The 23,473-nt window shown below is 49.4% G+C and carries 21 protein-coding genes and 1 pseudogene; 10 read left to right on the plus strand and 12 right to left on the minus strand.

Going from position 1 to position 23,473, the window contains the following annotated elements:
• Positions 1-208 precede the first annotated feature (208 nt).
• Positions 209-826 carry a TetR/AcrR family transcriptional regulator gene (locus AC2LB6_RS01050; protein WP_490092044.1) on the minus strand — a complete coding sequence of 206 codons (618 nt, stop codon included), beginning with the start codon at positions 824-826 and terminating at the stop codon, positions 209-211.
• 222 nt (positions 827-1,048) lie between these two features.
• Complete coding sequence (locus tag AC2LB6_RS01055) at positions 1,049-1,762, minus strand: aspartate/glutamate racemase family protein (RefSeq protein WP_490092045.1); 714 nt, start codon at positions 1,760-1,762, stop codon at positions 1,049-1,051.
• A 384-nt stretch (positions 1,763-2,146) separates the two neighbouring features.
• Here AC2LB6_RS01055 and AC2LB6_RS01060 point away from each other — a divergent pair, with 384 nt between their 5' ends.
• Entirely contained in the window at positions 2,147-2,566 is a 420-nt protein-coding gene (locus AC2LB6_RS01060) for an ASCH domain-containing protein (RefSeq protein WP_490092046.1), read from the plus strand.
• 526 nt (positions 2,567-3,092) lie between these two features.
• Here AC2LB6_RS01060 and AC2LB6_RS01065 read toward each other — a convergent pair.
• Complete coding sequence (locus tag AC2LB6_RS01065) at positions 3,093-3,848, minus strand: SDR family oxidoreductase (protein WP_490092047.1); 756 nt, start codon at positions 3,846-3,848, stop codon at positions 3,093-3,095.
• A 118-nt stretch (positions 3,849-3,966) separates the two neighbouring features.
• Here AC2LB6_RS01065 and AC2LB6_RS01070 point away from each other — a divergent pair, with 118 nt between their 5' ends.
• Complete coding sequence (locus AC2LB6_RS01070) at positions 3,967-4,557, plus strand: TetR/AcrR family transcriptional regulator (protein ID WP_490092048.1); 591 nt, start codon at positions 3,967-3,969, stop codon at positions 4,555-4,557.
• A gap of 870 nt (positions 4,558-5,427) precedes the next feature.
• On the opposite strand, the gene AC2LB6_RS01075 is transcribed toward AC2LB6_RS01070, so the two are convergent.
• A complete protein-coding gene (locus AC2LB6_RS01075; RefSeq protein WP_490092049.1) occupies positions 5,428-6,168 on the minus strand; it encodes an SDR family oxidoreductase in 741 nt (246 codons plus the stop codon).
• Between the two features lie 250 nt (positions 6,169-6,418).
• Here AC2LB6_RS01075 and AC2LB6_RS01080 point away from each other — a divergent pair, with 250 nt between their 5' ends.
• Positions 6,419-6,859: a GNAT family N-acetyltransferase gene (locus AC2LB6_RS01080; RefSeq protein WP_490092050.1), complete on the plus strand. Its 441-nt coding sequence runs from the start codon at positions 6,419-6,421 to the stop codon at positions 6,857-6,859.
• Positions 6,860-6,952: 93 nt separating this feature from the next.
• Here AC2LB6_RS01080 and AC2LB6_RS01085 read toward each other — a convergent pair.
• Positions 6,953-7,227, minus strand: a pseudogene (locus AC2LB6_RS01085) (FadR/GntR family transcriptional regulator); the annotation flags it as partial.
• A gap of 777 nt (positions 7,228-8,004) precedes the next feature.
• Entirely contained in the window at positions 8,005-8,631 is a 627-nt protein-coding gene (locus tag AC2LB6_RS01090) for a TetR/AcrR family transcriptional regulator (RefSeq protein ID WP_490092051.1), read from the minus strand.
• A gap of 73 nt (positions 8,632-8,704) precedes the next feature.
• Here AC2LB6_RS01090 and AC2LB6_RS01095 point away from each other — a divergent pair, with 73 nt between their 5' ends.
• The 4 genes from AC2LB6_RS01095 (at position 8,705) to AC2LB6_RS01110 (ending at position 15,343) form a co-directional block, all read left to right on the plus strand.
• Positions 8,705-9,847 carry an efflux RND transporter periplasmic adaptor subunit gene (locus AC2LB6_RS01095; RefSeq protein ID WP_490092052.1) on the plus strand — a complete coding sequence of 381 codons (1,143 nt, stop codon included), beginning with the start codon at positions 8,705-8,707 and terminating at the stop codon, positions 9,845-9,847.
• 9 nt (positions 9,848-9,856) lie between these two features.
• Positions 9,857-12,979 (plus strand): efflux RND transporter permease subunit, encoded by a 3,123-nt coding sequence (locus AC2LB6_RS01100; RefSeq protein WP_490092053.1) that lies wholly within the window; start codon positions 9,857-9,859, stop codon positions 12,977-12,979.
• Between the two features lie 77 nt (positions 12,980-13,056).
• On the plus strand, positions 13,057-13,677 hold the full coding sequence (locus tag AC2LB6_RS01105; RefSeq protein WP_490092054.1) for a TetR/AcrR family transcriptional regulator: 621 nt from the start codon (positions 13,057-13,059) through the stop codon (positions 13,675-13,677).
• A gap of 241 nt (positions 13,678-13,918) precedes the next feature.
• Positions 13,919-15,343 (plus strand): efflux transporter outer membrane subunit, encoded by a 1,425-nt coding sequence (locus AC2LB6_RS01110; protein ID WP_490092055.1) that lies wholly within the window; start codon positions 13,919-13,921, stop codon positions 15,341-15,343.
• Positions 15,344-15,534: 191 nt separating this feature from the next.
• Here AC2LB6_RS01110 and AC2LB6_RS01115 read toward each other — a convergent pair whose 3' ends face one another.
• Positions 15,535-16,155: a protein phosphatase CheZ gene (locus AC2LB6_RS01115; RefSeq protein ID WP_490092056.1), complete on the minus strand. Its 621-nt coding sequence runs from the start codon at positions 16,153-16,155 to the stop codon at positions 15,535-15,537.
• A gap of 290 nt (positions 16,156-16,445) precedes the next feature.
• Here AC2LB6_RS01115 and AC2LB6_RS01120 point away from each other — a divergent pair, with 290 nt between their 5' ends.
• On the plus strand, positions 16,446-17,066 hold the full coding sequence (locus AC2LB6_RS01120; protein WP_490092057.1) for a LysE family translocator: 621 nt from the start codon (positions 16,446-16,448) through the stop codon (positions 17,064-17,066).
• A 92-nt stretch (positions 17,067-17,158) separates the two neighbouring features.
• On the opposite strand, the gene AC2LB6_RS01125 is transcribed toward AC2LB6_RS01120, so the two are convergent.
• On the minus strand, positions 17,159-17,839 hold the full coding sequence (locus AC2LB6_RS01125; protein WP_490092296.1) for a hypothetical protein: 681 nt from the start codon (positions 17,837-17,839) through the stop codon (positions 17,159-17,161).
• Positions 17,840-18,048: 209 nt separating this feature from the next.
• On the opposite strand from AC2LB6_RS01125, the gene AC2LB6_RS01130 reads away from it, so the two are divergent.
• Complete coding sequence (locus AC2LB6_RS01130) at positions 18,049-18,360, plus strand: cupin domain-containing protein (RefSeq protein WP_490092058.1); 312 nt, start codon at positions 18,049-18,051, stop codon at positions 18,358-18,360.
• Positions 18,361-18,371: 11 nt separating this feature from the next.
• On the opposite strand, the gene AC2LB6_RS01135 is transcribed toward AC2LB6_RS01130, so the two are convergent.
• Both AC2LB6_RS01135 and gstA read right to left on the minus strand, forming a co-directional pair.
• Positions 18,372-19,094, minus strand: coding sequence for an alpha/beta hydrolase (locus tag AC2LB6_RS01135; protein WP_490092059.1), 723 nt, complete (start codon positions 19,092-19,094; stop codon positions 18,372-18,374).
• A 106-nt stretch (positions 19,095-19,200) separates the two neighbouring features.
• Positions 19,201-19,806, minus strand: coding sequence for a glutathione transferase GstA (gene gstA / locus AC2LB6_RS01140; RefSeq protein WP_490092060.1), 606 nt, complete (start codon positions 19,804-19,806; stop codon positions 19,201-19,203).
• A gap of 126 nt (positions 19,807-19,932) precedes the next feature.
• Here gstA and AC2LB6_RS01145 point away from each other — a divergent pair, with 126 nt between their 5' ends.
• The gene (locus tag AC2LB6_RS01145; protein ID WP_490092061.1) at positions 19,933-20,793 is read left to right on the plus strand and encodes a LysR family transcriptional regulator; all 861 of its coding nucleotides are present in this window, start codon (positions 19,933-19,935) and stop codon (positions 20,791-20,793) included.
• A 23-nt stretch (positions 20,794-20,816) separates the two neighbouring features.
• On the opposite strand, the gene AC2LB6_RS01150 is transcribed toward AC2LB6_RS01145, so the two are convergent.
• Both AC2LB6_RS01150 and AC2LB6_RS01155 read right to left on the minus strand, forming a co-directional pair.
• A complete protein-coding gene (locus AC2LB6_RS01150; RefSeq protein WP_490092062.1) occupies positions 20,817-22,334 on the minus strand; it encodes a hypothetical protein in 1,518 nt (505 codons plus the stop codon).
• Positions 22,335-22,435: 101 nt separating this feature from the next.
• Positions 22,436-23,404 carry a YiiG family protein gene (locus AC2LB6_RS01155; RefSeq protein ID WP_490092297.1) on the minus strand — a complete coding sequence of 323 codons (969 nt, stop codon included), beginning with the start codon at positions 23,402-23,404 and terminating at the stop codon, positions 22,436-22,438.
• Positions 23,405-23,473: the final 69 nt, after the last annotated feature.

The raw sequence follows: 23,473 nt of genomic DNA on the forward strand, positions 1-23,473 counted from the left end.
GAGGCTGTAAACAAGACGCATGTTAACTCCTCAGAATAAAGAAACGCAGCCGCTCAGCAGAAGCGAACCCACGGCCAAACCTGCTACCAAAATGAAACGATTAAGCATTGTTCTAATCCTCACTATAATTGAACTGTACGTATCAGTTTATATATGTCCGAGGATTAGTCAACCGCATATGGTGAATAATCCGCCTCTGCCCGCCAGGTCAGCGTGGTGATGCACCCGATATAAATACCTCTACAGCGCTTTTCACCATAGCGATGATATCTTCGCGCGTATAAACCGGCATATTGTACCGGAGAAAGAGCTCATCAGCCTCGGCCTTCACAAGCGCAGAAAACTGTTTCGCCCTCAGTTCGGGACGGGCGGGAGCCAGGTCACCAGCCTCGATATGCTGTTTCATCAGCGTTGCCAGAGCGTTCATGCTTTCGCGGACACCGGACTCATAAAAAATATCACCGATGCCGGAATGTCCTGCCTCGCCGATAACCATGCGATACAGTTGTAGTCCCTTCCAGTCCGATGTCATTGCACCCAGCATGCCCTCACCAAAGCGCTGCAGTCTGTCAGCCAGGGGCAGATGACGACTGTCCTGACTGTAAATATCGTCCGCCGCGCGCGTCAAAAAATTGGTGCCGTACGCCCTGACGACGGCGTCAAGAAGGCTCTCCTTGGAGGAGAAATAGTTATAGAGCGTGGCTTTGGAGCATTCTGCTGCTCTTGCCACAGCCTCCATGGATGCGCGTTCGTAACCCTGCTCGAGAAAGACAGTCGTGGCGGCGTTAAGGATGTCAGTTCGTTTCTTTTCAGTCAGTGTTCGCATGTGGTTTCTCCCTGTAAACCTTTTCATCTTAACAGAACCACCCGGTTCATTAAAGGTATGCATTTTTAGCTTAAGTATCTCGGTTGCTGACTTTTAGCTGCTCCCCCATGATTAATGGAATGCAGTCTCAGCTACGTCCGCTTCTGGCACCAGGCAGACTGACGACAGACTAACGTCCGCTATGAGCGAGAAGCGGACATCAGACTGGCCGAATTTATGGATCTAGCCTGTATTATTACCGGACAGTTGCCTGTAGTTTTTAATGGTCGCTTTGGAAAGGCTTGCTGCCGTATCCACAATGACAAAGCTGAAAGCAGTTTCAGTTATAAGGGGACTCAGATCGGTACAGGCTATAAGAAGAGCCTCCACCTTGAGATTTGCCACTATAGACAATAAATCCTTCCACTCTGCCTGCGCATCAGGGTCATGAAAACCTTTGGTTTTAACCCGTCCGATTAATGATGTGGTCATTTCACGAAGTAGAGGTGAATCAATGATTTCTTTGCCAGAAGCCTCTAACCGCGCCTGATAGAACCCTGCTTCCAGAGTTGGTTCTGTCGCCAGTACAGCTAGTCTGGTTGCTTCTGCGGGCAGTGATTCAAGCGCACTGTCTGCGATATGCAGAAGTGGAATACCTGAGCTCACCGCTTTCATTTCGGCAAAGTAGCAGTGTGCAAGGTTACAGGGAACAGCTATAAGGCTCACTTTTGCCCTGAGGAGTTCGTAAATACCCTGCTGCAGGGTCGCGATCATCGCATTATCATCAATTTTCTTGCCCGGCCAGAAAGGTGTTGGCAACGAGATAATATGCATTTTAGGAAAATCCATATCATATTTTGCTCCGTATCCGACGTGGCAGTCTTTCACCAGCATATCAATGAAAGGGGCTGTAGAACGGGGCCCCATACCTGCAAGTACACCTATAGAAACAGTCATCGTGAGTGCCTCCTTTCGACATTATCTTCACGGTTGACAAATTATTGTTGAGTTGCCTGAAGATTTAAAGGTTTATGATTTTCATACTTATCTAAGAAAATTAATAATAACTATGCTTTGATGGCGAGTTGACTGAAGAACGAAATGACCATTTGGGAGAGTGTTCCAAAGACATGCTGGGGAGATGCCTGGCGTGACTAGCCTATCGTGATGTGAGTAAAGTCCGCTTCTGGCACAAAGCCGTCCGTGGGGGACTAATCCACTGTGAGCGAAAAGCGGATACTCGCAGTAGTGCCACACAAATGATGTTTTGGCTTAGATAATTGATATTAATCGGAAATTAGAGGCCACTTCAAACAAAAATCAGATTAACAAAGGTTGACAATGACAAAGCTCGATAAATTAAGCAGTACTTATTCTGGCGCACTTGCATGGCACTTTGGCGATAGCCCGGAACTTGCTGACGAACTCGTTCAACTGGTTTTGAGTGGCATTAAAACAGCAACATGCTGTTCAAAAGCTTCTTTTGAGCTTGAATATGAACGAGGTGAAGCTCCCTGCGTTGGAAGTTACAATATCATTCTTGATGGAACCGGAAAGCCAATGTGCGTGATCCAAACTGTCAGAATGCATGCCATCCGCTTCTGTGAAATGACGAGTGAACTCGCCAGCAAAGAAGGTGAAGGTGATTTAAGTTTGGAGTACTGGAAGGAAGTTCATAAACGTTATTTTGAACGTGAAGGCACTTATTCTGAGGAAATGGAACTTATCTTTGAGGAGTTCGAGCTTATCGAGATTTTGTGAACCTCCGCTTCTGGCACAAAGCGGACTGACGTCAGGCTAATGTCCGCTATGAGCGAGAAGCGGACGTTCGCAGTTGCTCTACAGGCAGAAGAATCAATTGCAAACGTAGCCGTGTATCAACCGTGGCAGGTCAGGCGTTCTGTGTTTCGTCACGCCGACCTATTTCCGCCGGAGCATAACGAATGCCAGCTTGTCTGCAGTAAGGATAACAGGCTGGCATTTATACTTAATGCTTTACATGAGACTGGAAGAGGGACGAACGGTATTCCAGGCGTTTTTAATATGTTACAGATTCAGTGGGAGTACGACGAACAAAATCGACTTAATAGCAATCTGTTTATAAACTTATACAGATACTCATCGCTTTACCCAGGACCCTGCCTTTATGATACCTGTAGCGACAATAAATAGGGGAATACGTTAGCCGTTCAGAAAATTTACGAACCCTCTCATGCATATCGAAGCTATGAAGATTTCGTGCGTTGTTGCGCACGAAATGGCATAAAAACGAGTATTGATGCAATCCTCACTCCTGAACATTCCAGGCTGAAAGCATTTTAAGCGCGCTTTCGTAATTACCAGTCGCCTCAGCTGTCCGTAAGAACTTTGCGCGTTCAACAATGATTTCATCAGGTGTGGAATTGGTATGCAGCAGGGTGAAGGTTTCATCAAGAAATTCATTCAGAGGCATAGCGTGTTCCTCATTTTGCTGTCCGAATAAGGTCGTACGCACCCCCGGTGGAGCTAATTCTATCACGCGTACCGGAGTGTCACTAAGCTGCACGCGTAAACTCTGCGTGAACGAATGTAAGGCGGCCTTTGTGGCACTATAGGTCATAGCTACTGGAAACGGAACAAACGCCAGAGCGGAACTGACATTGATGATGAAGCTGTCTTTCTTTTGAATCAGTTGAGGTAAGAAGGCATAAATCATGCGGATGGTGCCCAGAAGATTAATCTCAACGGTCTGTTGCGCAATATTAATTGAATCCGAATCCAGTACATTTTCGCTAAGCATGATACCAGCGTTATTGATGACGACGTTCAGGTCAGGATAACGTTCTGTTGCGAGTTTACTTGCTCTTTTGACTGATTCAGCATCAGCAATATCAAGCTCAATGGCCTCTATTCCCGGATAGTCACTCGTAATTTGATCAAGTAAATCCCTGCGGCGACCAGCAACAATCACTTTATTGCCAGCATCATGAAAACGCACCGCAAGGCCCAGTCCAATACCCGAGGTTGAGCCGGTGATAAGGATCGTATTGCCTGAAGTTTTCATATGTTTCTCCGGTATGATAAAAGATAAAGGCGTAAGCGGACAATCGTCCGCTTAGAAATTAACGGACAAGTGTCCGTTTAGCAAGCTTTTAATATTTCAGCGAGGAAAAGTGGTGACAATGAAGAATAATGTAGAGCGTCCGGCGCGCGCTGATGCACAGAAAAATCGCGAATGTATTCTGTCGGTTGCACTTGAGGAGCTGACGATTTCTGCAGACGTTGCGCTCACAACGATTGCGAAAAAGGCCGGCGTGGGTCAGGCCACTTTCTATCGCCACTTCCCGTCGCGTGAAATACTGGTGATGGAGGTTTATCGCTATGAGATGTTGCAGGTCACTAAATATGCAGAACAACTGCTTCATTCGCGCACGCCCGATCAGGCATTGCGTGAATGGATAGTTCGCCTTGCTGAGTATGCAATGACCAAAGCTGGTCTGGCTGATGCAATGCGGATAGTGTCGCTAAGCACAAGTTGTCCGGAGAAGGCTGGTTATGCCCCGGTGATTGACGCTGCACAAATGCTGCTTGATGCAAATGAGAAAGCGGGAACCATCCACCCCGGAGTAACAACTGATGATTTCTTTCTGGCAGTTGCGGGCATATGGCAGCTTGATTTTAATGGCGAGTGGCGGCAACGACTTGAGTGGCTTATAAATATCGTTATGGCGGGACTGCATTCTGAGGCATCGCTTCATGCAGTTCCTTCATAGATCAATACAGGCGGACATCTCAACGGTTATTTATATCAGCCTGTGTCCGCTTTTGGCACAACGCGGACTGGCGTCGGGCTAATGTCCGCTATGAACGAACAGCGGGTATTGGATAACCGCTTCATATGCCGGCGCTTTATGTTTTCCTTCGCCTGGCAATCGGAACAAGGACACTACCGTGAAAATCTACTGGACCCAAAAAAGTATTCCCGAACTAAAAGACTTATCTTTTCGGGATCGCGGAAGACGTTGGCGGAGGGCTATAAATCGACCTTCCGGCACTGGCAGACCTGGGGAGGTCTCGTCCTTTGCGGGACCCTCAGTGGCGCGGGAGCGTACTTTGGCGGCATAGCCGGCACCGTAATATTTGCTGGACTGGGCGGCTTTATTTACGGTCAGATAGTGACACACGTTGTCCTGAAACATTATCGCCCCCGGTTGAAGGACGAAGCCAACTGATCTTTCAGGACTTTAAGGCTTCCAGACTTAGCAAGCTGTTAGTGACACGTCTTCATTCATGCGTCTCAGTGAATGCTACCTGGGAGCTACTCATAGTCAGTCAGTTGCGCCGCATGAGTCTCCCAAATCTTTTGGGGAAAAAGGCCTGAGGCACGCTAATAACGCTGGCGTCGCTCAGCCATATTCATAATTTTCGATTGCTGAAGTGCGCACTGGTGTCGAAAACGCGTATAACCTCTTTCGTTTGACCGTGAAAAATCCTGGTTTTCAGGCAGGTCTTTTATTGCGCTAACAGCATACGGGCAATCACGCGACTCGCATAAAGCAGGCCTGCAAATGCGCAGTCCGCTATGAGCAAAAAGCGGACGTTACTGGATTAATTTCACTTAGTTTCGTGACTTTGGGAAGCGGTCAGTAATGTACCAGCCCGCCGTCTACAGCATACTGGCTGCCGGTAACATAGGATGCGTCATCGGACAGGAGGAAAAGTGCAACTGCAGCGGCCTCTTCTGCTGTTCCTGCACGACCCAAAGGAACCTGGCTTACCACAAAATCTTCAAACTGCTGACGAGACTCTTCTGGCATAAAGTGCCTGAAGTTAGTTTCAATCGGACCCGGTACCAAAGTGTTGGCACGGATACCGCGTTCAGCAAACGCAGATGCCCAGCTTTTGACCATAGCGATAACGGCACCTTTCGTCGCTGCATACAGGCTTGTCATCGCCGCTCCTTCATATACAGATGAGGATGAAGTCACCAGAACGGATGCACCTGAATTAAGTGATTTGGAGAGCGCTGCCAGCTGTAGCATCGGACCGCGCACATTAGCGTTCATCATACGATTGAAAGAATCTGCGGTTACAGATTCCGGAGAGCCTACCTCTGCAAAGCCGGCATTAAGCCATAATCCATCAAGTGAACCCCAGCCGCTGATAGCTTCCCCTAGCCCGTTGATGTCAGTTTCGCTTGCAGCATCGCTTTTCAGAATAAGTGATGTCACAGGAAGCAAGCTGCGTGCACGTTCCAGCTTTTCTTCATTAAGCCCCGTAATGGCTACGTGGCCACCTTCAGTGACAATACGCAGAGCGCCCGCCAGCCCCATGCCACTGGTGCCGCCCGTGATCAGTATACGTTTACCCTGAAATCTTCCCATGCTTACTCCCTTTGTTTAGCTGTGGAATCAGCATTTACCTTACGTAAAAAACACTATTCGTCATCTGTTTCATCACGCAACTATGGGAACAACTTGATTGCTGCCTGGACGTCCGCTTCTGGCACAGAGCTGCCTGTTGAAAGGGGCGGATGTCTGCTATTAGCGATTTCGCTCAAAGTCTCAGGATTCTGAAGAGGATATGATTGCATTACCCTCAACATTTATCTTTGTCATACATGGAGTAAGACTAATGGATATCAATATAAGGCTAGCTCAATCATCTGATGTTGAAAGTATTTTCACTGTCAGAACTTCTGTAACTGAAAATCACCTGAGCCGGGAAGAGATGCGGGATATGGGCATCACTGAAAGTACCTTGAGCAATATGATCGAAGTAGGTCGTTGCGCATGGTTCGCCACAAATTATGATGAAGTGGTTGGTTTTTCGATGATTTTAAGGGAGAAAGGCTCTCTTTTTGGTCTTTTTGTCCTTCCTGCCTACGAAGGCAGAGGCATTGGTCGCAGACTAACAAAGATTGCGGAACAGGAGTTGTTCAAACATCACAACGTTGCCTGGCTGGAAACAGATAAAAACAGCCGTGCAGCTAAATTTTACATGCAACTCGGCTGGAGTAATAAGACAACATTAGATGGTGCTTTCATCCGATTAGAGAAACAACGTGGTAGTTGAGCTTCTAAAGATCTCATGGAGTTCCGCTTCTGGCACACAGCGGACATCACTGTTAAAACTCACCCGTTTATCCTGGTTTTAATTCAGGAATTTTCACTCCTGCGCCCGCTCAAATGTCGCAATTACCCGGTCAATATGTTTCTTCATCGCGCTTCTCGCTGTCTTACCATCACTTTTTTCAAGCGCCGAGAGAATCGCCATGTGCTCAGATTCCGAGTCAGACAGAATATCGCTGGGGTATAGGTATAGTGCGCCTGCAACATGCGGAACATGCTGCCATAGCGATGACCGAGCAGGTGGCCGATGATAAAGCCATAAGCAGGGTTGCCGCTCGCCTGGGCAATAGGGATATGGAACAGGCGGTCACCGGAGCAACTATTCACATGGAACGGGTAGTTAGGTTGAGTGGTCACGCCAGCATATTAACATTAGAGTGTGCAGCAGGCAGGCTATCAGGAAAAATACGAATTTTAACAAATCCGAAAAAATCAGGCCCGGTTTCGGTCTATTTGTTCAGAAACAACCTGATAAGGATGATCACCATTACCGTAATGGTGATCATGATGCTTACGGCAGCGCCGCCGATCACGTAAGGTTTAAATCCTTCAGTTGTAAAGAAGGCAGTCATTAATTCGGGCATGATTAGTTTCCGTGGTCAGCCCCACCTGATGATGGTCGTGGCTACTCTACACAAAGATTATGTATAGGGAACGATGCGTCCGGTTATCTTTTCGCGGTTACAAACGTCTGATGTTCGGCAGAATAAGCGTTTTATCGACCCGTTGAACTCACACCTCCAGGCGGACACTGCCTAATTAAGTGACTCAGCGCGGGCTAGTGTGCCAGACCAAAGACTGGACATAGGGAGTCATGATGGAAGCGGCTACCAAATCCCGACAAGCCCTCAACTATCTTGCGTCTGCTCCCTTTTTTCCTCGCTCAATCTGTCCAGTGGCGTTCAAAATACTATGATGTAAATCGGGCGAATTGAAAGAACACTTAACTGATCGCCAACCACCGGAAACTAATCCCTTATTTTAAGGTTTAAAGCTATGTTGGATACCTGCCCTTTCAAACGATGCCGTTTATTCAACAGGTGTAAACCAGACCATGCAGAAGAGAGCTTGCCAGGCAAAAAACTAAATTTACAAGCCCTTCAGACAGTGATCGATAATTTCATTTATGTTAGCCGTAAGCACAGTCTTATCAGTTTTGTCCTCGTCAGACCAAATCGAGGAATATACAGATAACCCATTGAATATAATTGGTATTATATGCATAACTGAACGAAATTTTTTAAGGTCAGCTGATTGCGTAATACCCGTTCTGGCCTGTAATTGTGCTTCTAAAAGCGCTTCAGTTTTCTTATGAGAAAGATGTAAAATTTTAGCCACTGCCGGGTTTCTTGATGACTCTGCCGCAATTTCCAGCCACAAACCGACAAAATCCGGGTCCATATGGTGATCAACCATTTTTCGGGTGTAACGTGCCATTGCGGATGAAAGTGCTTCATCAGACGGACCTACCGCAATGTCCTTGAAAAGCTCAAGTATTGTATTTTCCTGCCTTGCAATTAGTGCCTCAACGATCGCTTCCTTATTTTCAAAATGATAATAAATGTGCCCTGGACTCATGCCGGCCATTTTTGATATACGCGCAATACTACTGCCGTGAAAACCACTCTCTCTGAAACATTTAGCCGCAGCATCAAGCACCTGATTTTTACGGTTTCTGCTTTTTTCACTGAGGCCATCAGTGCTTACATCTGTCATCGCCTTTTTACTCCTGAGATCTGTTGCATGTTTTATTTTAGTATGAATATACTAGAATGAACATACTACTTGAATGAGCCCTGAAATGATCATCCGGACCTTCCTTACACCAAAAGCTTATCTCGTGACGCTTTTTACATTACTGCTGGCAGGATGTGATCGTTCATCTGCTATGCCACCCGCTCCGTCAAACGAGGTCGGAGTTATTACGCTTAAATATGAAGATGTTACGCTAACTACCGAGTTATCGGGAAGGACGTCTGCTTTCCTGGTTGCAGAAATCAGGCCTCAGGTTAGCGGCATTCTCAAACAGCGTTTGTTTGAAGAGGGAAGCGTAGTTAAAGCCGGACAGCCATTATATCAGATTGACCCGGCATCCTACCGGGCAACACTTTCAAAACAAGAAGCTGCGCTGCAGTCGGCAAAATTGCTGGCACAACGCTATGAAAGACTCATCAGGTATGGAGCCATCAGCAGACAGGACGCAGATGATGCTCGATCAACCTGGCTTCAGGCTCAGGCCTCAGTTGATGCCGCAAAAATTGATCTCGGATATACCACAATAACCGCACCCATATCCGGTCGCATTGGTCGGTCCTCGGTTACGCAGGGTGCTTTGCTGACGGCTAATCAGACGGATGCTATCGCAACCATTCAGCAGCTCGATCCTATCTATGTCGATATACCTCAGTCCTCGACTGCGCTGTTGAAGCTTCAGGAGGACCTCTCGGCAGGGCTTTTATCGAGTGGGGGCACTCAGCAGACTGACGTTCGCCTGCGTCTCGATACCGGAAAAGATTATGCCTATCCAGGTCGTCTTAAATTTTCTGAAGTCACCGTGGATGAGGCAACGGACTCCGTCATAATCCGAGCGCAATTTCCTAACCCTGATGGACGTTTACTGCCGGGGATGTTTGTTCGAGCCCGCTTACAGGATGGTGTCCGAAAAGGGGCAATACTTGTTCCGCAGCGCGGGCTTACCCGTGATCCTGATGGGGGCGCAACGGTTCTCGTTGTTGAGAAAGATAATAAGGTCGCACTAAGAAAAGTAGTCACGGAACGCTTAGTCGGTAACCAGTGGATCGTCAGCGAAGGCCTTAAGGCTGGAGAGCGTGTGATCGTTGATGGCACCCAGAATGTTCAGCCAGGTCAGGAAGTGAAAGCCAACCCCGCGGCTACCTTCCGGTCAGATCAGGCCGCAACTCAGCCGAACTAAGGAACCGCTATGTCACGCTTTTTTATTGATCGGCCTGTATTCGCTTGGGTTATCGCCATTGTCATCATGTTTGCCGGTGCTCTGGCCATTTTCAAGTTACCTATTAATCAGTATCCGAACATTGCCGCGCCGGCTATTGCTATCAGTGGTAACTATCCCGGCGCCTCGGCGAACACAGTGCAGGACACAGTAGTTCAGGTTATTGAACAGCAACTGAACGGGATGGATAACCTTCGCTATCTGAAGTCTGAAAGCAATTCTGATGGTTCGTTTACGATTACCGTCACGTTTGATCAGGGAACTGATTCTGACATTGCTCAGGTTCAGGTTCAGAATAAGCTATCACTGGCTAATCCGCTTTTGCCAGACGAGGTTCAACAGCAGGGGATACGCGTAGCCAAGTATCAGATAAATTTTCTGCTGATAGTCGGACTGGTATCTAAAGACGCACGCCTGAGCAGTTTCGACCTGAGTGATTACATGGTTTCCAGGCTTCAGGACCCACTGTCACGCGTAAGCGGTGTCGGAGATTTCATGGTCATGGGGGCTCAGAATGCGATGCGTATCTGGATGGATCCCGCGAAGCTCAACAGCTATAAGCTGACGCCAAACGATGTCTCTTCGGCCATTCAGGCGCAAAACGTTCAGGTTTCATCCGGACAGCTTGGCGGACTGCCTACAGAAAGCAGCACCGAACTCAATGCCACTATTATCGGGAAAACAAGATTTACCACTGCAGAACAATTTGAAAATATTCTTTTGAAGGTGCAGCCAGACGGTTCGCGGGTGCTGTTGAAAGATGTGGCAAAAGTTGGACTGGGGGCTGAAAGTTACACGATACACTCGAAATATAATAAAAATCTTCCCAGTACTGCGATCGCCCTGCGACTGGCTACCGGGGCTAATGCACTGGCGACGATAGAAGCTGTGCGCGCCAGGCTTGAGGATCTTAAAAGCACCTTACCGGCGGGAGTTGAAATTGTTTATCCTTACGACACCGCGCCTGTCATCAGTACCTCAATAAAGGGTGTGGTGCATACGCTGCTGGAAGCGATCGCACTGGTTTTCCTGGTCATGTTCCTGTTTCTGCAGAACTGGCGAGCAACGCTGATCCCGACCATGGCTGTACCCGTTGTATTACTGGGTACATTCGGCATCATGTCTGCCTTTGGCTTTACCATAAACATACTGACTATGTTCGGTCTGGTGCTTGCCATCGGCTTACTGGTTGATGACGCCATTGTCGTCGTCGAGAACGTTGAGCGAATAATGGAGGAAGAAGGCCTTTCACCGTTAGAAGCCACGCGAAAATCAATGGGGCAGATATCCGGAGCACTGATTGGGATCGGCCTGGTTTTGTCAGCAGTCTTTCTGCCGATGGCGTTTTTCAGTGGCTCAACCGGGGTTATTTACAGGCAGTTTTCAATCACCATTGTGTCAGCCATGGCACTCTCCGTGCTGGTAGCACTGATTTTCACCCCGGCGCTCTGTGTAACTCTTCTTCGTCCTGCAAAGAAAGGCCAGCATGAGAAAAAAGGATTTTTTGGCTGGTTTAACCGGAAGTTTGAGCGAGGAACGGTACTTTACCGTAATGGAGTGGCGCGAACGCTACGCGCACGAAAACGCGCACTGCTTATTTTCTTTGCAATTGTGGCGCTTCTGGTTGTGCTTTTTCCTCAACTGCCGACCGCTTTTCTGCCTGATGAAGATCAGGGTAACCTGTTTGTTCAGGTGCAGATGCCGGTGAACAGCAGCGCAGCCCAGACGCAGCAGGTGCTGACTAAAATTTCTGATTACTATATGGATCAAGAAAAGGACGTCGTTGCATCAACCCTGGCGATAAGCGGTTTCAGCTTTTCCGGGCGCGGACAGGGGACTGCGATGGTGTTTGTTCAGCTAAAACCCTGGAGCGAACGAAAGGGCAGTGTATTTGAGTTAGCGGGCAGATCAATGGGCTTTTTCAGCACGATAAAGGAAGCTACGGTAATTGCTTTTGCACCACCAGCGGTGATGGAGCTCGGTAATGCCACTGGTTTTAACCTTTTCCTTGAAGACAGAAGCGGCAGCGGGCATGAAAAGCTGATGCAGGCCAGAAATCAGTTTCTGGGTATGGCAGCGAAAAATCCGGCGCTTTCCATGGTCCGGCCTAATGGAATGAACGATGAGCCGCAGTATCAGGTGATAATTGATGATGAAAAGGTGCGTGCGCTGAAGCTCAGTCTCTCTGATGTTAATAACACGATGTCGGCAGCATGGGGCTCAACCTATGTAAATGATTTCAACGATCATGGACGTGTGAAAAAAGTTTATATTCAGGGTGAACCCGACTCCCGGGTATCCCCTGATGATTTTAACAAGTGGTATGTGCGAAACAGTGACGGCAATATGGTTTCATTCTCGTCATTTGCTACCGGTAAATGGATTTACGGCTCTCCAAAACTGGAGCGGTATAACGGTCAGTCGGCTATTGAAATTTTAGGTTCACCAGCGCAAGGATATAGTTCAGGCGAGGCAATGAAAGCAGTGGAAGAGATTGCAAAGCAGCTTCCCGAAGGAATACATGTATCATGGACGGGACTCTCCTTTGAAGAAAGGTTATCTGGATCTCAGGCTCCCATGCTGTATGCCATTTCTTTGCTGTTTGTATTTCTGTGTCTTGCCGCGCTTTATGAAAGCTGGAGTATTCCGCTTTCAGTTCTTATGGTAATACCACTGGGTATTATTGGTGCGGTGGCTGCAACGCTGATGCGTGGCCTCGAAAATGATGTGTTTTTCCAGGTCGGCTTACTGACCACCATCGGTCTCTCTGCAAAGAATGCCATATTAATTGTGGAGTTTGCCCGTGATGAACATGAGAAAAATGGCACCCCTATTTATGAAGCTGCTATTGAGGCTGCCAGGGTCAGATTACGCCCTATTATCATGACATCTCTGGCGTTTATTGTGGGAGTCATTCCGCTGGCCATTGCAACAGGGGCTAGTTCAGGAAGTAAACATGCAATAGGGACCGGCGTGATAGGCGGAATGATTACGGCCACCGTACTGGCAATATTTTACATCCCATTATTTTATGTTTTAGTTTCGGGCTGGCTTGGCAATAGTAAAAAAGTCAGTAACAGTAAATCTGAGTAGCAAAATACTGGCAGGGGAACCCCTGTCAGTACTTTCTGGTTTGAATGCTGAGAATGAATAGTCTGAGGTGGTAAACTGTGGTCAGGACTACGAAGATAGTAACTGATGCTACACGCAGGAAAATACTGAATGCGGCAGAAGTATGCTTTTGTCACTCAGGCATATCCAGAACCACTCTTCAGGCAGTCGCGACCCAGGCCGGGGTCACGCGGGGTGCGGTATACTGGCATTTCGTTGATAAAGAAGATTTACTAAGAGGGGTAGTTGAAAGACTATCTTTTTCCCTTCTGAGTGAGCTGAAGAGAATTAATCATGTCCATAACCAGCCTGTAACTGCCCTGCGTGATGTTCTGCTTGAAAGCCTTGCCACGGTATTAAAAAACAATCAGTTAAAACGGCTTATCAGGATTGTTTATTTCAGTGATGAATATTTCAGATTATCAGCAAGTAATGGGGTGACAGTCAGGTTCGATGAGTATGAATTTATTGAGATAGTTACCACTATTATCAGAAGATCAAAGCAATTGAATCAGACAGCATGCTGCGTTGATGAAAAGAGACAATCGTGCCTCATTTTTTCAACATATATGTCGGTTCTGAAGTACGCAGTAATAATGCCCCGGGACCACTGGATTGTAAGGGAAGGCACAGAAAATCTGAGGTGGGTTTTAAAACAGGGAAATATTATCAGGGAATAATCTGACCAAGGGTTTTTATATTCATATGACTTAATTAAAGATATTAATTAATAGAATATTTCTTCTGTAACACGTTATTTTTTAATGACGCAGCGTCATCTGTTCAGTCGGCTGTAACCAGAACACTATCTTGCGGATGAAGTTTCTTATTGCTTTTTACGATCCGTCGCATATTCCCGGCAATTGCGCTGGGTGATGCACAATTAACCTTTACTGCTGTGAAGGCAGAGGAATAATAACTATGTATGCAAGACATTTAATGTTGTTTTTATCCTGCTCAATCACAGGGTGCGTTTCACTCGATCCGCATTACGATCGTCCCATCAATGTGAGTAGTATGACAACCCCAAATGGCGATGCCTACCGAACCTTAAAAGGTGCGCCGGCTAATTATCGTGACATCAGCTGGCAGGATTATATCCTTGATGCGAAGTTGAATCAGGTGGTAATGATGTCGTTCGACAGCAGCCGCGATCTTCGTGAAGCGGTGGCCAGTGTTAAATCCGCACATGCGCAGTATGGAGAGCAGCGAGCCGATCTGTTCCCTTCTGTCAGTGCCAGTGTGAGTGGTACCCGCTCACGTGCGCTGACGGGAGAGGGGAATCAGACTGCCCTGGGTAATAATTCTGCTGCTGAAGGGAGCATCAGCTCCTTCGAACTGGATCTTTTTGGTAAGAATCAAAGTCTGAGCCGTCAGCAATATGAAAAATACCTCAGTACTCTGGAGGGGGCCCGAAGCACGCGCCTGACCGTGTTGTATAACACAGTGAATTACTGGTTACAGCTTGCCGCTGACCGAAGCACTCTTATCATTGCGAAACAGACAGCAGAAAGTGCGCGTCAGTCACTGGAGGTGACTCGTAAACGTATGCAAAACGGTGTAGGTTCGATGGTAGATATTGCGTCAGCAGAAACCCTCTATCAAACCGCGCAGGCGGACGTCGCCAGTTACACCACCAGTGTGGCTCAGGACAAGAATGCCCTTGATTTGGTGGTGGGGAAAAACGTGCCTGAGAATCTGTTACCGCAGAATATTGAGTCGATCGGTAATGCGCTACGTGAAGTACCCGCTGGAGTTTCATCGGATGTGCTAAATAACCGTCCGGACGTACTACAGGCTGAGCATACTCTCAAAGCCGCGAACGCAAATATCGGTGCAGCCCGCGCTAACTTCTTCCCGAGTATTTCACTCACGGCCAGCGGCGGTATCGGCAGTTCTGAACTGTCCTCGCTTTTCAGGAACGGAGCCGGAATATGGTCTTTTGCGCCCGCTATTTCTTTGCCGATTTTCAGCGGAGGTTATAACACCGCTTACCTTAATTATACTAAGGCGCAGAAAGATTATTATGTAGCCGGGTATGAGAAGGCGGTGCAAACGGCCTTTCAGGAAGTCGCTGATGCACTGGGTCGACGGGGTACGATTCACGATCAGCTGTCCAGTCAGCGTAACAATGTTGCTGCATCGCAGAACTATTACAATCTGGCAGATCAGCGATATCAGAATGGCGTGGATAGTTATCTTAACGCGTTAACTGCGCAGCGTTCGCTCTATGCGGCACGTACCAGTCTGGTCAGCGTTGAGCAGGCTTACTATCAAAATCTCAATACTTTCTATAAAGTTATGGGTGGTGGCACCGCGCTGAAAGAAGCTGAACTGAAACTGTAATGCTCAGGGGCAAAGTTTCTTGTACCCCGGAGCAGCCTCTTTGATTAACACAGTTGTTTTAGTGATATCCGCTTTTGACTGTGAATTCAGCAGGGCGATACAACAATATCTTTAAACGAGGAGGACGTTGCCCTGGCGAAGACTCTCTGCTTATTAATCGTCCGTTCTCATCGCGGTTTTATTTTGTCAGCTTACATTCCCAGACTGGCCAGCAGGTCGTCCACATCATCCTGACTGGCAGGGGTCTCTGATGCGGAGGCGGGTGTAGACTGCGCAGTGCGCTCGGCGGTGCTATGTGAGCCGGTATTATCACGGATGACCTGTATCAGCTGCTGTTCAGCCTGATTCAGCACGGCCATCATAGCCTGCACAATCTGTCCTGTGAGATCCTGGAAGCCCTGAGACATCATGATCGCGTGCAACTGCTGTTGTGTCAGACCCGTGACACGGGGGACGTCATTCAGCAAGGCAACGGTATCTGCAGCTAATGCCTGGGTCTGTTCTTTGTCTGACAGCGTCCCGGAAGTGGCATCCCAGCGTTGTGTGAGTTTCTCCGCTTTTTCTCCCAGCTCTGTTTGCAGAGGCTGCGTGATTTCCACGCTGTTGATCACGCCCTCTGCTGCTTCGCGGGTCATTGTGACGACATAACCCAGCCTTTCGCGGGCATTCGGGATGCTTCCAGCCACATCGGCAATGGTTTTATCAAGCCCCAGCTGTTGCAGACTGTCGCGAAGCTGCCGCAGGATGTAGCCAGCACGTGCCGTAATTTCGCCAATTTCCTGATGATTACTATGGGTGTCGGATGGTGACATGGATATTGTTTCCTGCGTACAGAGTTTCGATACATGAGGTTATCGGCAGCTCGCGGCGGTTTTTTAAATTTCCCTGGAATTTTTCTTCAAGTCAAAAGTGACATGATGTAAACAAGACGGCACAGGCTGAACGTTATCAGGTGTTGGGAAGGCAGAAAGTGTTGTGGAAGAACCCTTTTTTCAGCCGGGGAAGGTTATCAGGCATCAGGCGGCAGTTTGAAAAAAGTACACTTTGATGGATTGATCGAAGGAAGCTAAATGATTAGCATCTTCACTTTCGGAGATAGAAAATGACTGTTAACGATTCCCTCCTCGCATTCTCTCTCGCGGCACTGTTACTTACCCTGGCTCCCGGCCTCGATACGGCACTTATTCTACGCACCGCTTGTGCTGAGGGCGGCAAAAAAGCTTTTCACGCTGCGCTTGGCATTGATGCTGGCTGTTTTATATGGGGCGCGCTGGTCGCGTTAGGGCTTGGTGCTCTGCTGGCGGTTTCAGAGATGGCTTACACGGTGCTTAAAGTTTGTGGCGCAGTCTACCTGAGCTGGCTGGGCTTACAATTGCTGATTCGTCCCCGGTCATCTTTCAGTGATGGCGATGAGAACAATGATTCTCAGGGAAATTGGTTTATCAGAGGAATGCTGGGGAATGTGCTCAATCCCAAAATAGGCATTTTCTATGTCTCTTTTTTGCCGCAGTTTATACCTGCCGGCCACTCTCCTTTAATATGGACTTTCATCCTTGTGAGCATCCACGTAATCATTGGGACGATGTGGTCAGTCACACTCATTTTAACCACGCATTTTGCGTCAGCCATATTGAAGAAAAGTCGCGTTGTCAAAATTATGGACAGAGCAACAGGTGGCTTATTTTTATGCTTCGCGGCTAAACTGGCTATCAGCACGAGATAGCGTTGGGCAGGCTGTAATGTCCCAACGAGCGGATATTTACCCTGGCCGTTGCGTTGTAGGCGAATGACTGGCTTGATTAGCGCTTACCCGATTTATTCCAATGAATAACATGTCGTCCAGTTGTAGTTGACCCTCGCCAGTTTTAATTCTCCAGCAACATCGCCAAAGTTAACAGCCTGACGTTCGATAATAAACTGTCGTACGGATGCTGGTAAAAAATCGGCGCCGTAGCGCAGAAGGGTGCTGTGCCAGAAGGGGGCGGGTAATGGGCTGCCGCTGTGACGCAACTGCAACTCATCTTTCCAGTGCGAATCCAGAATCTGTTCGCAGAATGACTGGCGCATGGCTAATGCGGGACTGTCAGGGATTCCCGCAAGCAACAACTGGCTGGGCAACGCAACCAACCGAAGATCTCGTATAACGATTTTCTTCGCATCAAATTCAATCCAGATCTTCGTCAATTCTTCCACTTTTTCTGGCAGTGGATCGTTTTCGTTAAACAGCGGCGGGGTCAGGGGCAGGAAGGTAAAATGTAAACCCTCTTTTGGCTGAACATCGGCAAGGGGATCATCTTTTGTGAGCTGCTGTAATTCGCCAATAAGTCGTGAGACATCAAAGGAAACCAGTGGTTGTATGCCTGAAGCAAGAGCCAGCCTGACAGGATCGTAGTAGTTTCCTTGTTTGATTTCACCGGTTCCTGCATTTTCCGCCCAGATGGAGGCAGTGTTTTCGTTTGTTGAACGATAGAGGTTTTGCAGACTCATCGATGACATGACAGACCTTATGTCGTTGGGATAAATACAGGCTTGTTCCATGTTATTCCTGGCCGGTATTTTACGCTATTCGATTAATCCTTAAGTGACCATCTGCCCTTAAGCGGACAACAAGGAGACAGATCAGGACAACAGAAGGCGGGCGTATAGAATCCATCCACTCTCTCTGATATTCATGACGCTAAAGCACGTCTGTTGATGGAGAAAAGATGAATTTTTATAGCAGCAAGGAATTTAATGGCTCAAGGGCCTGGGACTCACAGCATATTGCCAGCTTCGACAATGTCAGCGTGAAACTTCACTGGACCGATCAGCCTTATAAGTGGCACATCAACGACGGACAGGAGGTTTTTGCTGTCATGGATGGGTGTGTGGAAATGCAATATAAGGAGAAGGGCGAAGTTAAAAGCCGGGAACTCAAAGCCGGTGATATCTTTTACGCCAGTGAAGGGACAGAGCACATTGCCCGTCCACAGGGCATCGCTCGCGTGCTGGTGATTGAAAAAGAGGGTTCGGTTTAATCAGGGGGGAGTCATTGCCTGGCCTGATAACCCGTGACAAAACGGGATATCTCTTCTCCCAGAATGAGCAGAAGCGATTCGCGTGAAGGGTGGGTGTCTGTGATGTGCGGCGGCAGCGTATTCATAAAGGTAAAATGACCGGCATCTTTAACCACGCAAACATCGGTCACCGTTCGACTATCTAATTCTGATTGGATGAACAGCGCTTGCGATGGCGGTGTGAGCGTGTCCTTCTCGCCTGTCCAGATCTTCACCGGCACTTGCACGGAGGCGAGGGCCGCTGGTGCTCTGAAAAAATCCGCTGGTGGGGCTAACAGCATCAGTTGATTCAAATCCTGACTGCCGGAATAAGTCACTTTCTCTCCGGTACGGGTCCACGCCGTCGCCCCGGCATGCATCAGCAGAATCACGGTGCCGAGGGAATGTCCGACACCGGTAATCGACGCATAATGTTGACCAAACTTTTCCTGGGCCAGGGCAAGCCTCTGGCTACGTTCCAGCAAATCAGCCTTTGAAGGCATGGGTGAGATTAACCGCTCGAAATGCGGCGCGACCACTGAAATGCCATTCCGGCTAAAGGTCTGCAAAAGCTCCAGATGACGGAGTGGACTCCCGCCAGCACCGGCCGCGAAAAGGATGCAGTGCCTGGCCTCCTTCGCTCTCAATAGCGTGACCTCAAAATCCTTACCGGCATTCCTGATGATTGAGGTTTCCACCTTCGCGCTATTAATCATAAAGCCGACTCCCTGCTACAACGTCAGTCCGGAGATACTAACCCGTTGCGGGTTAAACGATAAGGTTTTGCCCACTTCATGATCCGGACTGCCAATCCTGCCGTGCTTACTGTGATGCTTCTGCCAGTAAGGCCGCCTGCACAGCAGGGCGCGCACTGATCCTCGCCCTGTACGCCACCAGCGCAGGCCAGCGATCCAGTTCAATGTTAAAGAACTTACACCAGCCCAGTACGGTAAACAGGTAGGCATCAGCAACGCAGAACAACGCCCCCATCAGGAAGGCCTTTTCAGCCAGCGTAGCCTGCAGATAGTCGAACCGCCGGAAAAGCTTCTCACGAAAAATAGCCAGGACAGCGTCGGGCAGTGCCTTGTTGAACAGTAGCGCGGACCCCGCATGGATCTCACTGGTAATAAAGTTCAGCCACTCTTGCAGTCGAACCCGCTCCCAACTCTTTGCTGGTGGTGCCAGCCTGCTTTCCGGTTTCAGATCGGCGAGGTACTGCACAATCGCAGGCCCTTCAGTCAGTATCTGCCCGTCGTCCAGTTCCAGCGCAGCGACATAGCCTTTGGGATTGATAAGGCGAAAGTCGCGTCCGTCCGCGGTGAGCTTGTTCCTGTTGTCCACTTTAACCAGCTCAAACGCCAGTGCCAGTTCACGCAGTACAATGTGAGGCGAAAGCGAACAGGTATCCGGGGCGTAGTAAAGTTTCATCTGTTCTCCTGAGAAATTGAAAGCGGTCTGAGATTGTCCTGTCTGAATACACTGTGCTTAATCTCCATTCCACTGTAAAATTAATGCTTCAATAATTAACTATTAGCTGGGCTACTGATAATCGTGATGAATCTTCAACACTGGCGTCTGCTGGTGGCGGTGGCTGATGCCAGCAATATTTCGCGTGGTGCTGAAGCGACAGGCATGACCCAGTCCGCTGCCAGCCAGGCAATTGCACAGCTGGAGTTGTCACTCGGGTTCCCGGTGTTCGTGCGTGAGCGTCGGCACATCGGCGTCACCGCGCTGGGTGAGCGGGTGATTGAACATGCCCGAACCATGCTGGCGCAGCTCATTGCGATTCGTGAGCTGGCTGATGAGAGTCGGGGGTTACAGGGAGGACGTATCCGGCTTGCCAGCTTTCCCTCTGTGACCTCCACACTCCTGCCTGGCCTGCTGCGGAGCTTTAAGCGTCTGCATCCCGGCATAGAGATTGTGGTGCTCGAAGGAACAGACGAAGAAGTTGAGGAGTGGCTGGCAGCAGACACTGTTGAGCTGGGGGTAGTGATGAATCCCGCCCCCGGGCGTGCTGATGTGATATTAGGACAGGACGCCTGGGTCACGGTTATGCCAGCCAGCTATCCGCAGAGTGGGGTGAAAGGCATAACCCTGCAGGAACTGGCAGACAAGCCCTTTGTGCTTGCGACAGGCGGGTGCGTGGTGAATGGCAAAAGCCTGATCGAACAGGCGGGATTTCAGCTCTCCGATGTGCAGGTAAAAGTCCGCGACTGGATCAGCGCCTGTCTGCTGGTGCGAGAGGGAATGGGTGTCGCGCTGGTGCCGGAATCTGCCTTGCCAACGGAGCTGCGCGGCCTGTCTGTGGTGCCGTTAAACCCTGCGATACACCGTGAGTTCGGGCTGGTCTGTTCGCCCTCAGGAAAGGGTTCTGATGTGACTCAGGCACTGCTGAAAGGCGTGCGAAAAACGTGACCCGCTGGAACAATCGATATCGCTCAGAATTCACGTAGCTGGTCGAAAAGCGGGTAAAGACGCGGCTGATCCACAAGTGAAGCGCCTTGCTCGCCCAGCTTCTGCTCCAGCGCATTCAGGACATCGAACAGCACACTGTATATCTCTTCACGTTCCACTGTCTCGATCGCCTTCGAACGCCGGTCGATGAGATTGAAGGCTTCGGTGTAGGCGGTTACGGCGGCGGACAACAAGGCTGCCACATCCATGCTGCTATTAATATTTTGTGTCGCATCCTGCAGGTTTTTGTAAGCCAGCGCCGCTTTTTTTGCATAAGTGGCCGAAATATGTTCGCGCCCATCCCAGTCCCGGAACGGATTATGCAGGTTCTCAGCCAGCCATTCCGGCTTACGGGCTTTACTCAATGAGAGATCCAGCCCCTGAGTTGTCGCCTTTTTATAAGCGGTTCTGACGAAACTGACCACATCAAACGGGACACTGGTCATCCACAGGCTGGCGATATTCGGCAACTGTTCTGGCCGGGGAAAGTCGGCCGCGCCAAAGCCAAAAATGTCAGAGAGAGTCAGCATCTGCAACTGTGGCAGCGCGGCAATGCTCTGCATATGGCTGACCACGCCGGGTTTTCCCCAGAGGCGCAGCTCAGTCAGACAGGGAAAACGCTCAACCACTGGTGCCAGATCGATCTCCTTAACGCCCGTCAGTGACAACGCCCCTAGCCGATCCAGACCCTGCAGTAACGGCAAACCCTGCGAACATTGCAGGCAGAGGTTACGTCCTTCCTGATGCGTCTCAACCCTAAAACCTGACGAGGGCATTGCGGTGAGTGACAGAAGGGAGAGATCAGGATTCAGCCGCACGCGGCTCACGCCTTCCGGGTGCAGAATCAAGCGCGACAGTCGGGTGGCTTCAACATCGATCTTGCTGACCACGGCGGACTGCCAGTGCAGCTCGTTAATGAAGTGATGCTGCTGGATATAAGCCATCAGTTCCGGGGTGCCATGGCGGGTTTCGATGGTCATCAGGCAAGGCAGCCGATCAAGTTCAGAGAGGTCAGTCAGGCTTTGCAGGAGGCTGTCATTGATACGGGTGGTGTTCTCACGAAGTGTCTGACCGCCGACGATGACGTTGCGCGCGCCAGAGGCGGCCTTAAACTGCGCACGTTTGACGGGATTGATTTTCTCCCAGCTGCGCTGACGCGCCAGACTATCTCCTACGTCCCAGCCAAATTTATAGGTGCTGACTTCGTGGTCTGTCAGCGGCGGCAGGTTAGCAATCAACACATGTCCCGGTGGCACGCTGGCGGGAACATAACCCTCATCGAAACTCTCTTTGAGAAAATAGTAGCTGCAGCACAAAGGCAGCATACGACTGGCTTCGGTTTTGTCAGGCAGACGATCACCCGCCCAGTCGAGTTGCAGAATGGCTGCAAGAGCTTTGCCTCTGGCATTAGCAGGCTGCTGGAGGTGTGTCACCTGACAGGCGACATACTGCTGCAATTGCGGGGAATACACGCTGTAGATATCGCCGACCTTTGCCTGCACTCTCACTCCTCTCAGGATAAAATTTACGGTCAGAAAATCCCGACGAGCACTCATCGGGCTGCGCTATCCCGCCCCGGCATCCTATGGGGCGGGCAGCCAGCTTACAGGCGGTTACCGGCCTCGACCAGTTCGTTATAGGATTTTAAAACGCGCATCGGTGAACCTGATACCATCCAGCCCGAATTGCCGCTTCCTTTCAGCAGACTCTGCTCACCCGTGCTGTACGGTGTTTTATCGCGTACCCGCCGCATGCGATCCTTGCAGTCTTTCAGGAAGGTTCCGGCATTTTCCTGGAAGATGGACCAGGTTAATGGCTTACCTGCTTCGCTATCCGTTGCCTTTCCTGCCTCAGCCAGCAACGCACTGTAAGCATCAATCGCTTTTGTCATCCCGGCCACGTCGGGAGCGGGGGAGGTAAACAGGGTGGCCAGCGGTTTGGCCTGAGTGACTAATGCCAGGCGGTAATAGCGACTATGGCGGCCCTCAGACTTTTCAATCTCAACGAGTTGCGCAGCAACGACCTCATTGTTCTCTTTTTCAACTTCGGCACCGAACTGGTCGCTGGATTTCATAAAGCGGTCAAACGCCTTCATGAGCGGTTGATGCATCTGTTTGCCTTTCGCGAAGCCATCATCCTTATAATCTTCCTGACTGTAGTAAAGATGAGCCTGCGAAACCAGCGGCTGCAGCGTCGTTAAATCCGCCAGATACTGTGTGGCTGCTGCATCCAGCGCTGGCATTTTGGGACTGGCCTGAGATGCTTCATTGATAGCTTTAGTACATTTTTCCAGTTCGTAAGGTGTGACCTCGCCCAGTACGTTGACGTTGCGCTCTTTGCCGGTTGGCCCCTTTTCAGCATTTGTCATCCAGCTCACATAGCGCAGGCCACTATCGCGAACCGATCCATCCGTCGTGTTAAAGCAACCCACATAGGCGTTTAATTTTGTGGTGAGTTGCGCAGCGCTATCCTCCGCAACAGCCTGGGGTTGACTCTGCGGGGCTGGCTTTGCATCCGCTTTGTCACTGTTGTCACATGCTGCCAGCGGCAGCACAAGGGCAGTCACCAGCATCCCGGGTATCATGGCCCTGCTTGCTCTTTTAAACACAATCGTTCCTTTATTTATGTGGTCAGAAATACA

This window comes from Pantoea sp. RCC30.1 (assembly GCF_058148845.1).

Bases quoted from the DNA above. Each gene is read 5' to 3' on its own strand.
- AC2LB6_RS01125 (WP_490092296.1), bottom strand. From the start codon at position 17,839: ATGTCATCGATGAGTCTGCAAAACCTCTATCGTTCAACAAACGAAAAC.
- AC2LB6_RS01055 (WP_490092045.1), bottom strand. From the start codon at position 1,762: ATGACTGTTTCTATAGGTGTACTTGCAGGTATGGGGCCCCGTTCTACA.
- AC2LB6_RS01120 (WP_490092057.1), top strand. From the start codon at position 16,446: ATGACTGTTAACGATTCCCTCCTCGCATTCTCTCTCGCGGCACTGTTA.
- AC2LB6_RS01090 (WP_490092051.1), bottom strand. From the start codon at position 8,631: ATGACAGATGTAAGCACTGATGGCCTCAGTGAAAAAAGCAGAAACCGT.
- AC2LB6_RS01050 (WP_490092044.1), bottom strand. From the start codon at position 826: ATGCGAACACTGACTGAAAAGAAACGAACTGACATCCTTAACGCCGCC.
- AC2LB6_RS01110 (WP_490092055.1), top strand. From the start codon at position 13,919: ATGTATGCAAGACATTTAATGTTGTTTTTATCCTGCTCAATCACAGGG.
- AC2LB6_RS01145 (WP_490092061.1), top strand. From the start codon at position 19,933: ATGAATCTTCAACACTGGCGTCTGCTGGTGGCGGTGGCTGATGCCAGC.
- AC2LB6_RS01135 (WP_490092059.1), bottom strand. From the start codon at position 19,094: ATGATTAATAGCGCGAAGGTGGAAACCTCAATCATCAGGAATGCCGGT.
- AC2LB6_RS01115 (WP_490092056.1), bottom strand. From the start codon at position 16,155: ATGTCACCATCCGACACCCATAGTAATCATCAGGAAATTGGCGAAATT.
- AC2LB6_RS01130 (WP_490092058.1), top strand. From the start codon at position 18,049: ATGAATTTTTATAGCAGCAAGGAATTTAATGGCTCAAGGGCCTGGGAC.
- AC2LB6_RS01060 (WP_490092046.1), top strand. From the start codon at position 2,147: ATGACAAAGCTCGATAAATTAAGCAGTACTTATTCTGGCGCACTTGCA.
- AC2LB6_RS01155 (WP_490092297.1), bottom strand. From the start codon at position 23,404: ATGCTGGTGACTGCCCTTGTGCTGCCGCTGGCAGCATGTGACAACAGT.
- AC2LB6_RS01080 (WP_490092050.1), top strand. From the start codon at position 6,419: ATGGATATCAATATAAGGCTAGCTCAATCATCTGATGTTGAAAGTATT.
- AC2LB6_RS01100 (WP_490092053.1), top strand. From the start codon at position 9,857: ATGTCACGCTTTTTTATTGATCGGCCTGTATTCGCTTGGGTTATCGCC.
- AC2LB6_RS01070 (WP_490092048.1), top strand. From the start codon at position 3,967: ATGAAGAATAATGTAGAGCGTCCGGCGCGCGCTGATGCACAGAAAAAT.
- AC2LB6_RS01095 (WP_490092052.1), top strand. From the start codon at position 8,705: ATGAGCCCTGAAATGATCATCCGGACCTTCCTTACACCAAAAGCTTAT.
- AC2LB6_RS01075 (WP_490092049.1), bottom strand. From the start codon at position 6,168: ATGGGAAGATTTCAGGGTAAACGTATACTGATCACGGGCGGCACCAGT.
- gstA (WP_490092060.1), bottom strand. From the start codon at position 19,806: ATGAAACTTTACTACGCCCCGGATACCTGTTCGCTTTCGCCTCACATT.
- AC2LB6_RS01065 (WP_490092047.1), bottom strand. From the start codon at position 3,848: ATGAAAACTTCAGGCAATACGATCCTTATCACCGGCTCAACCTCGGGT.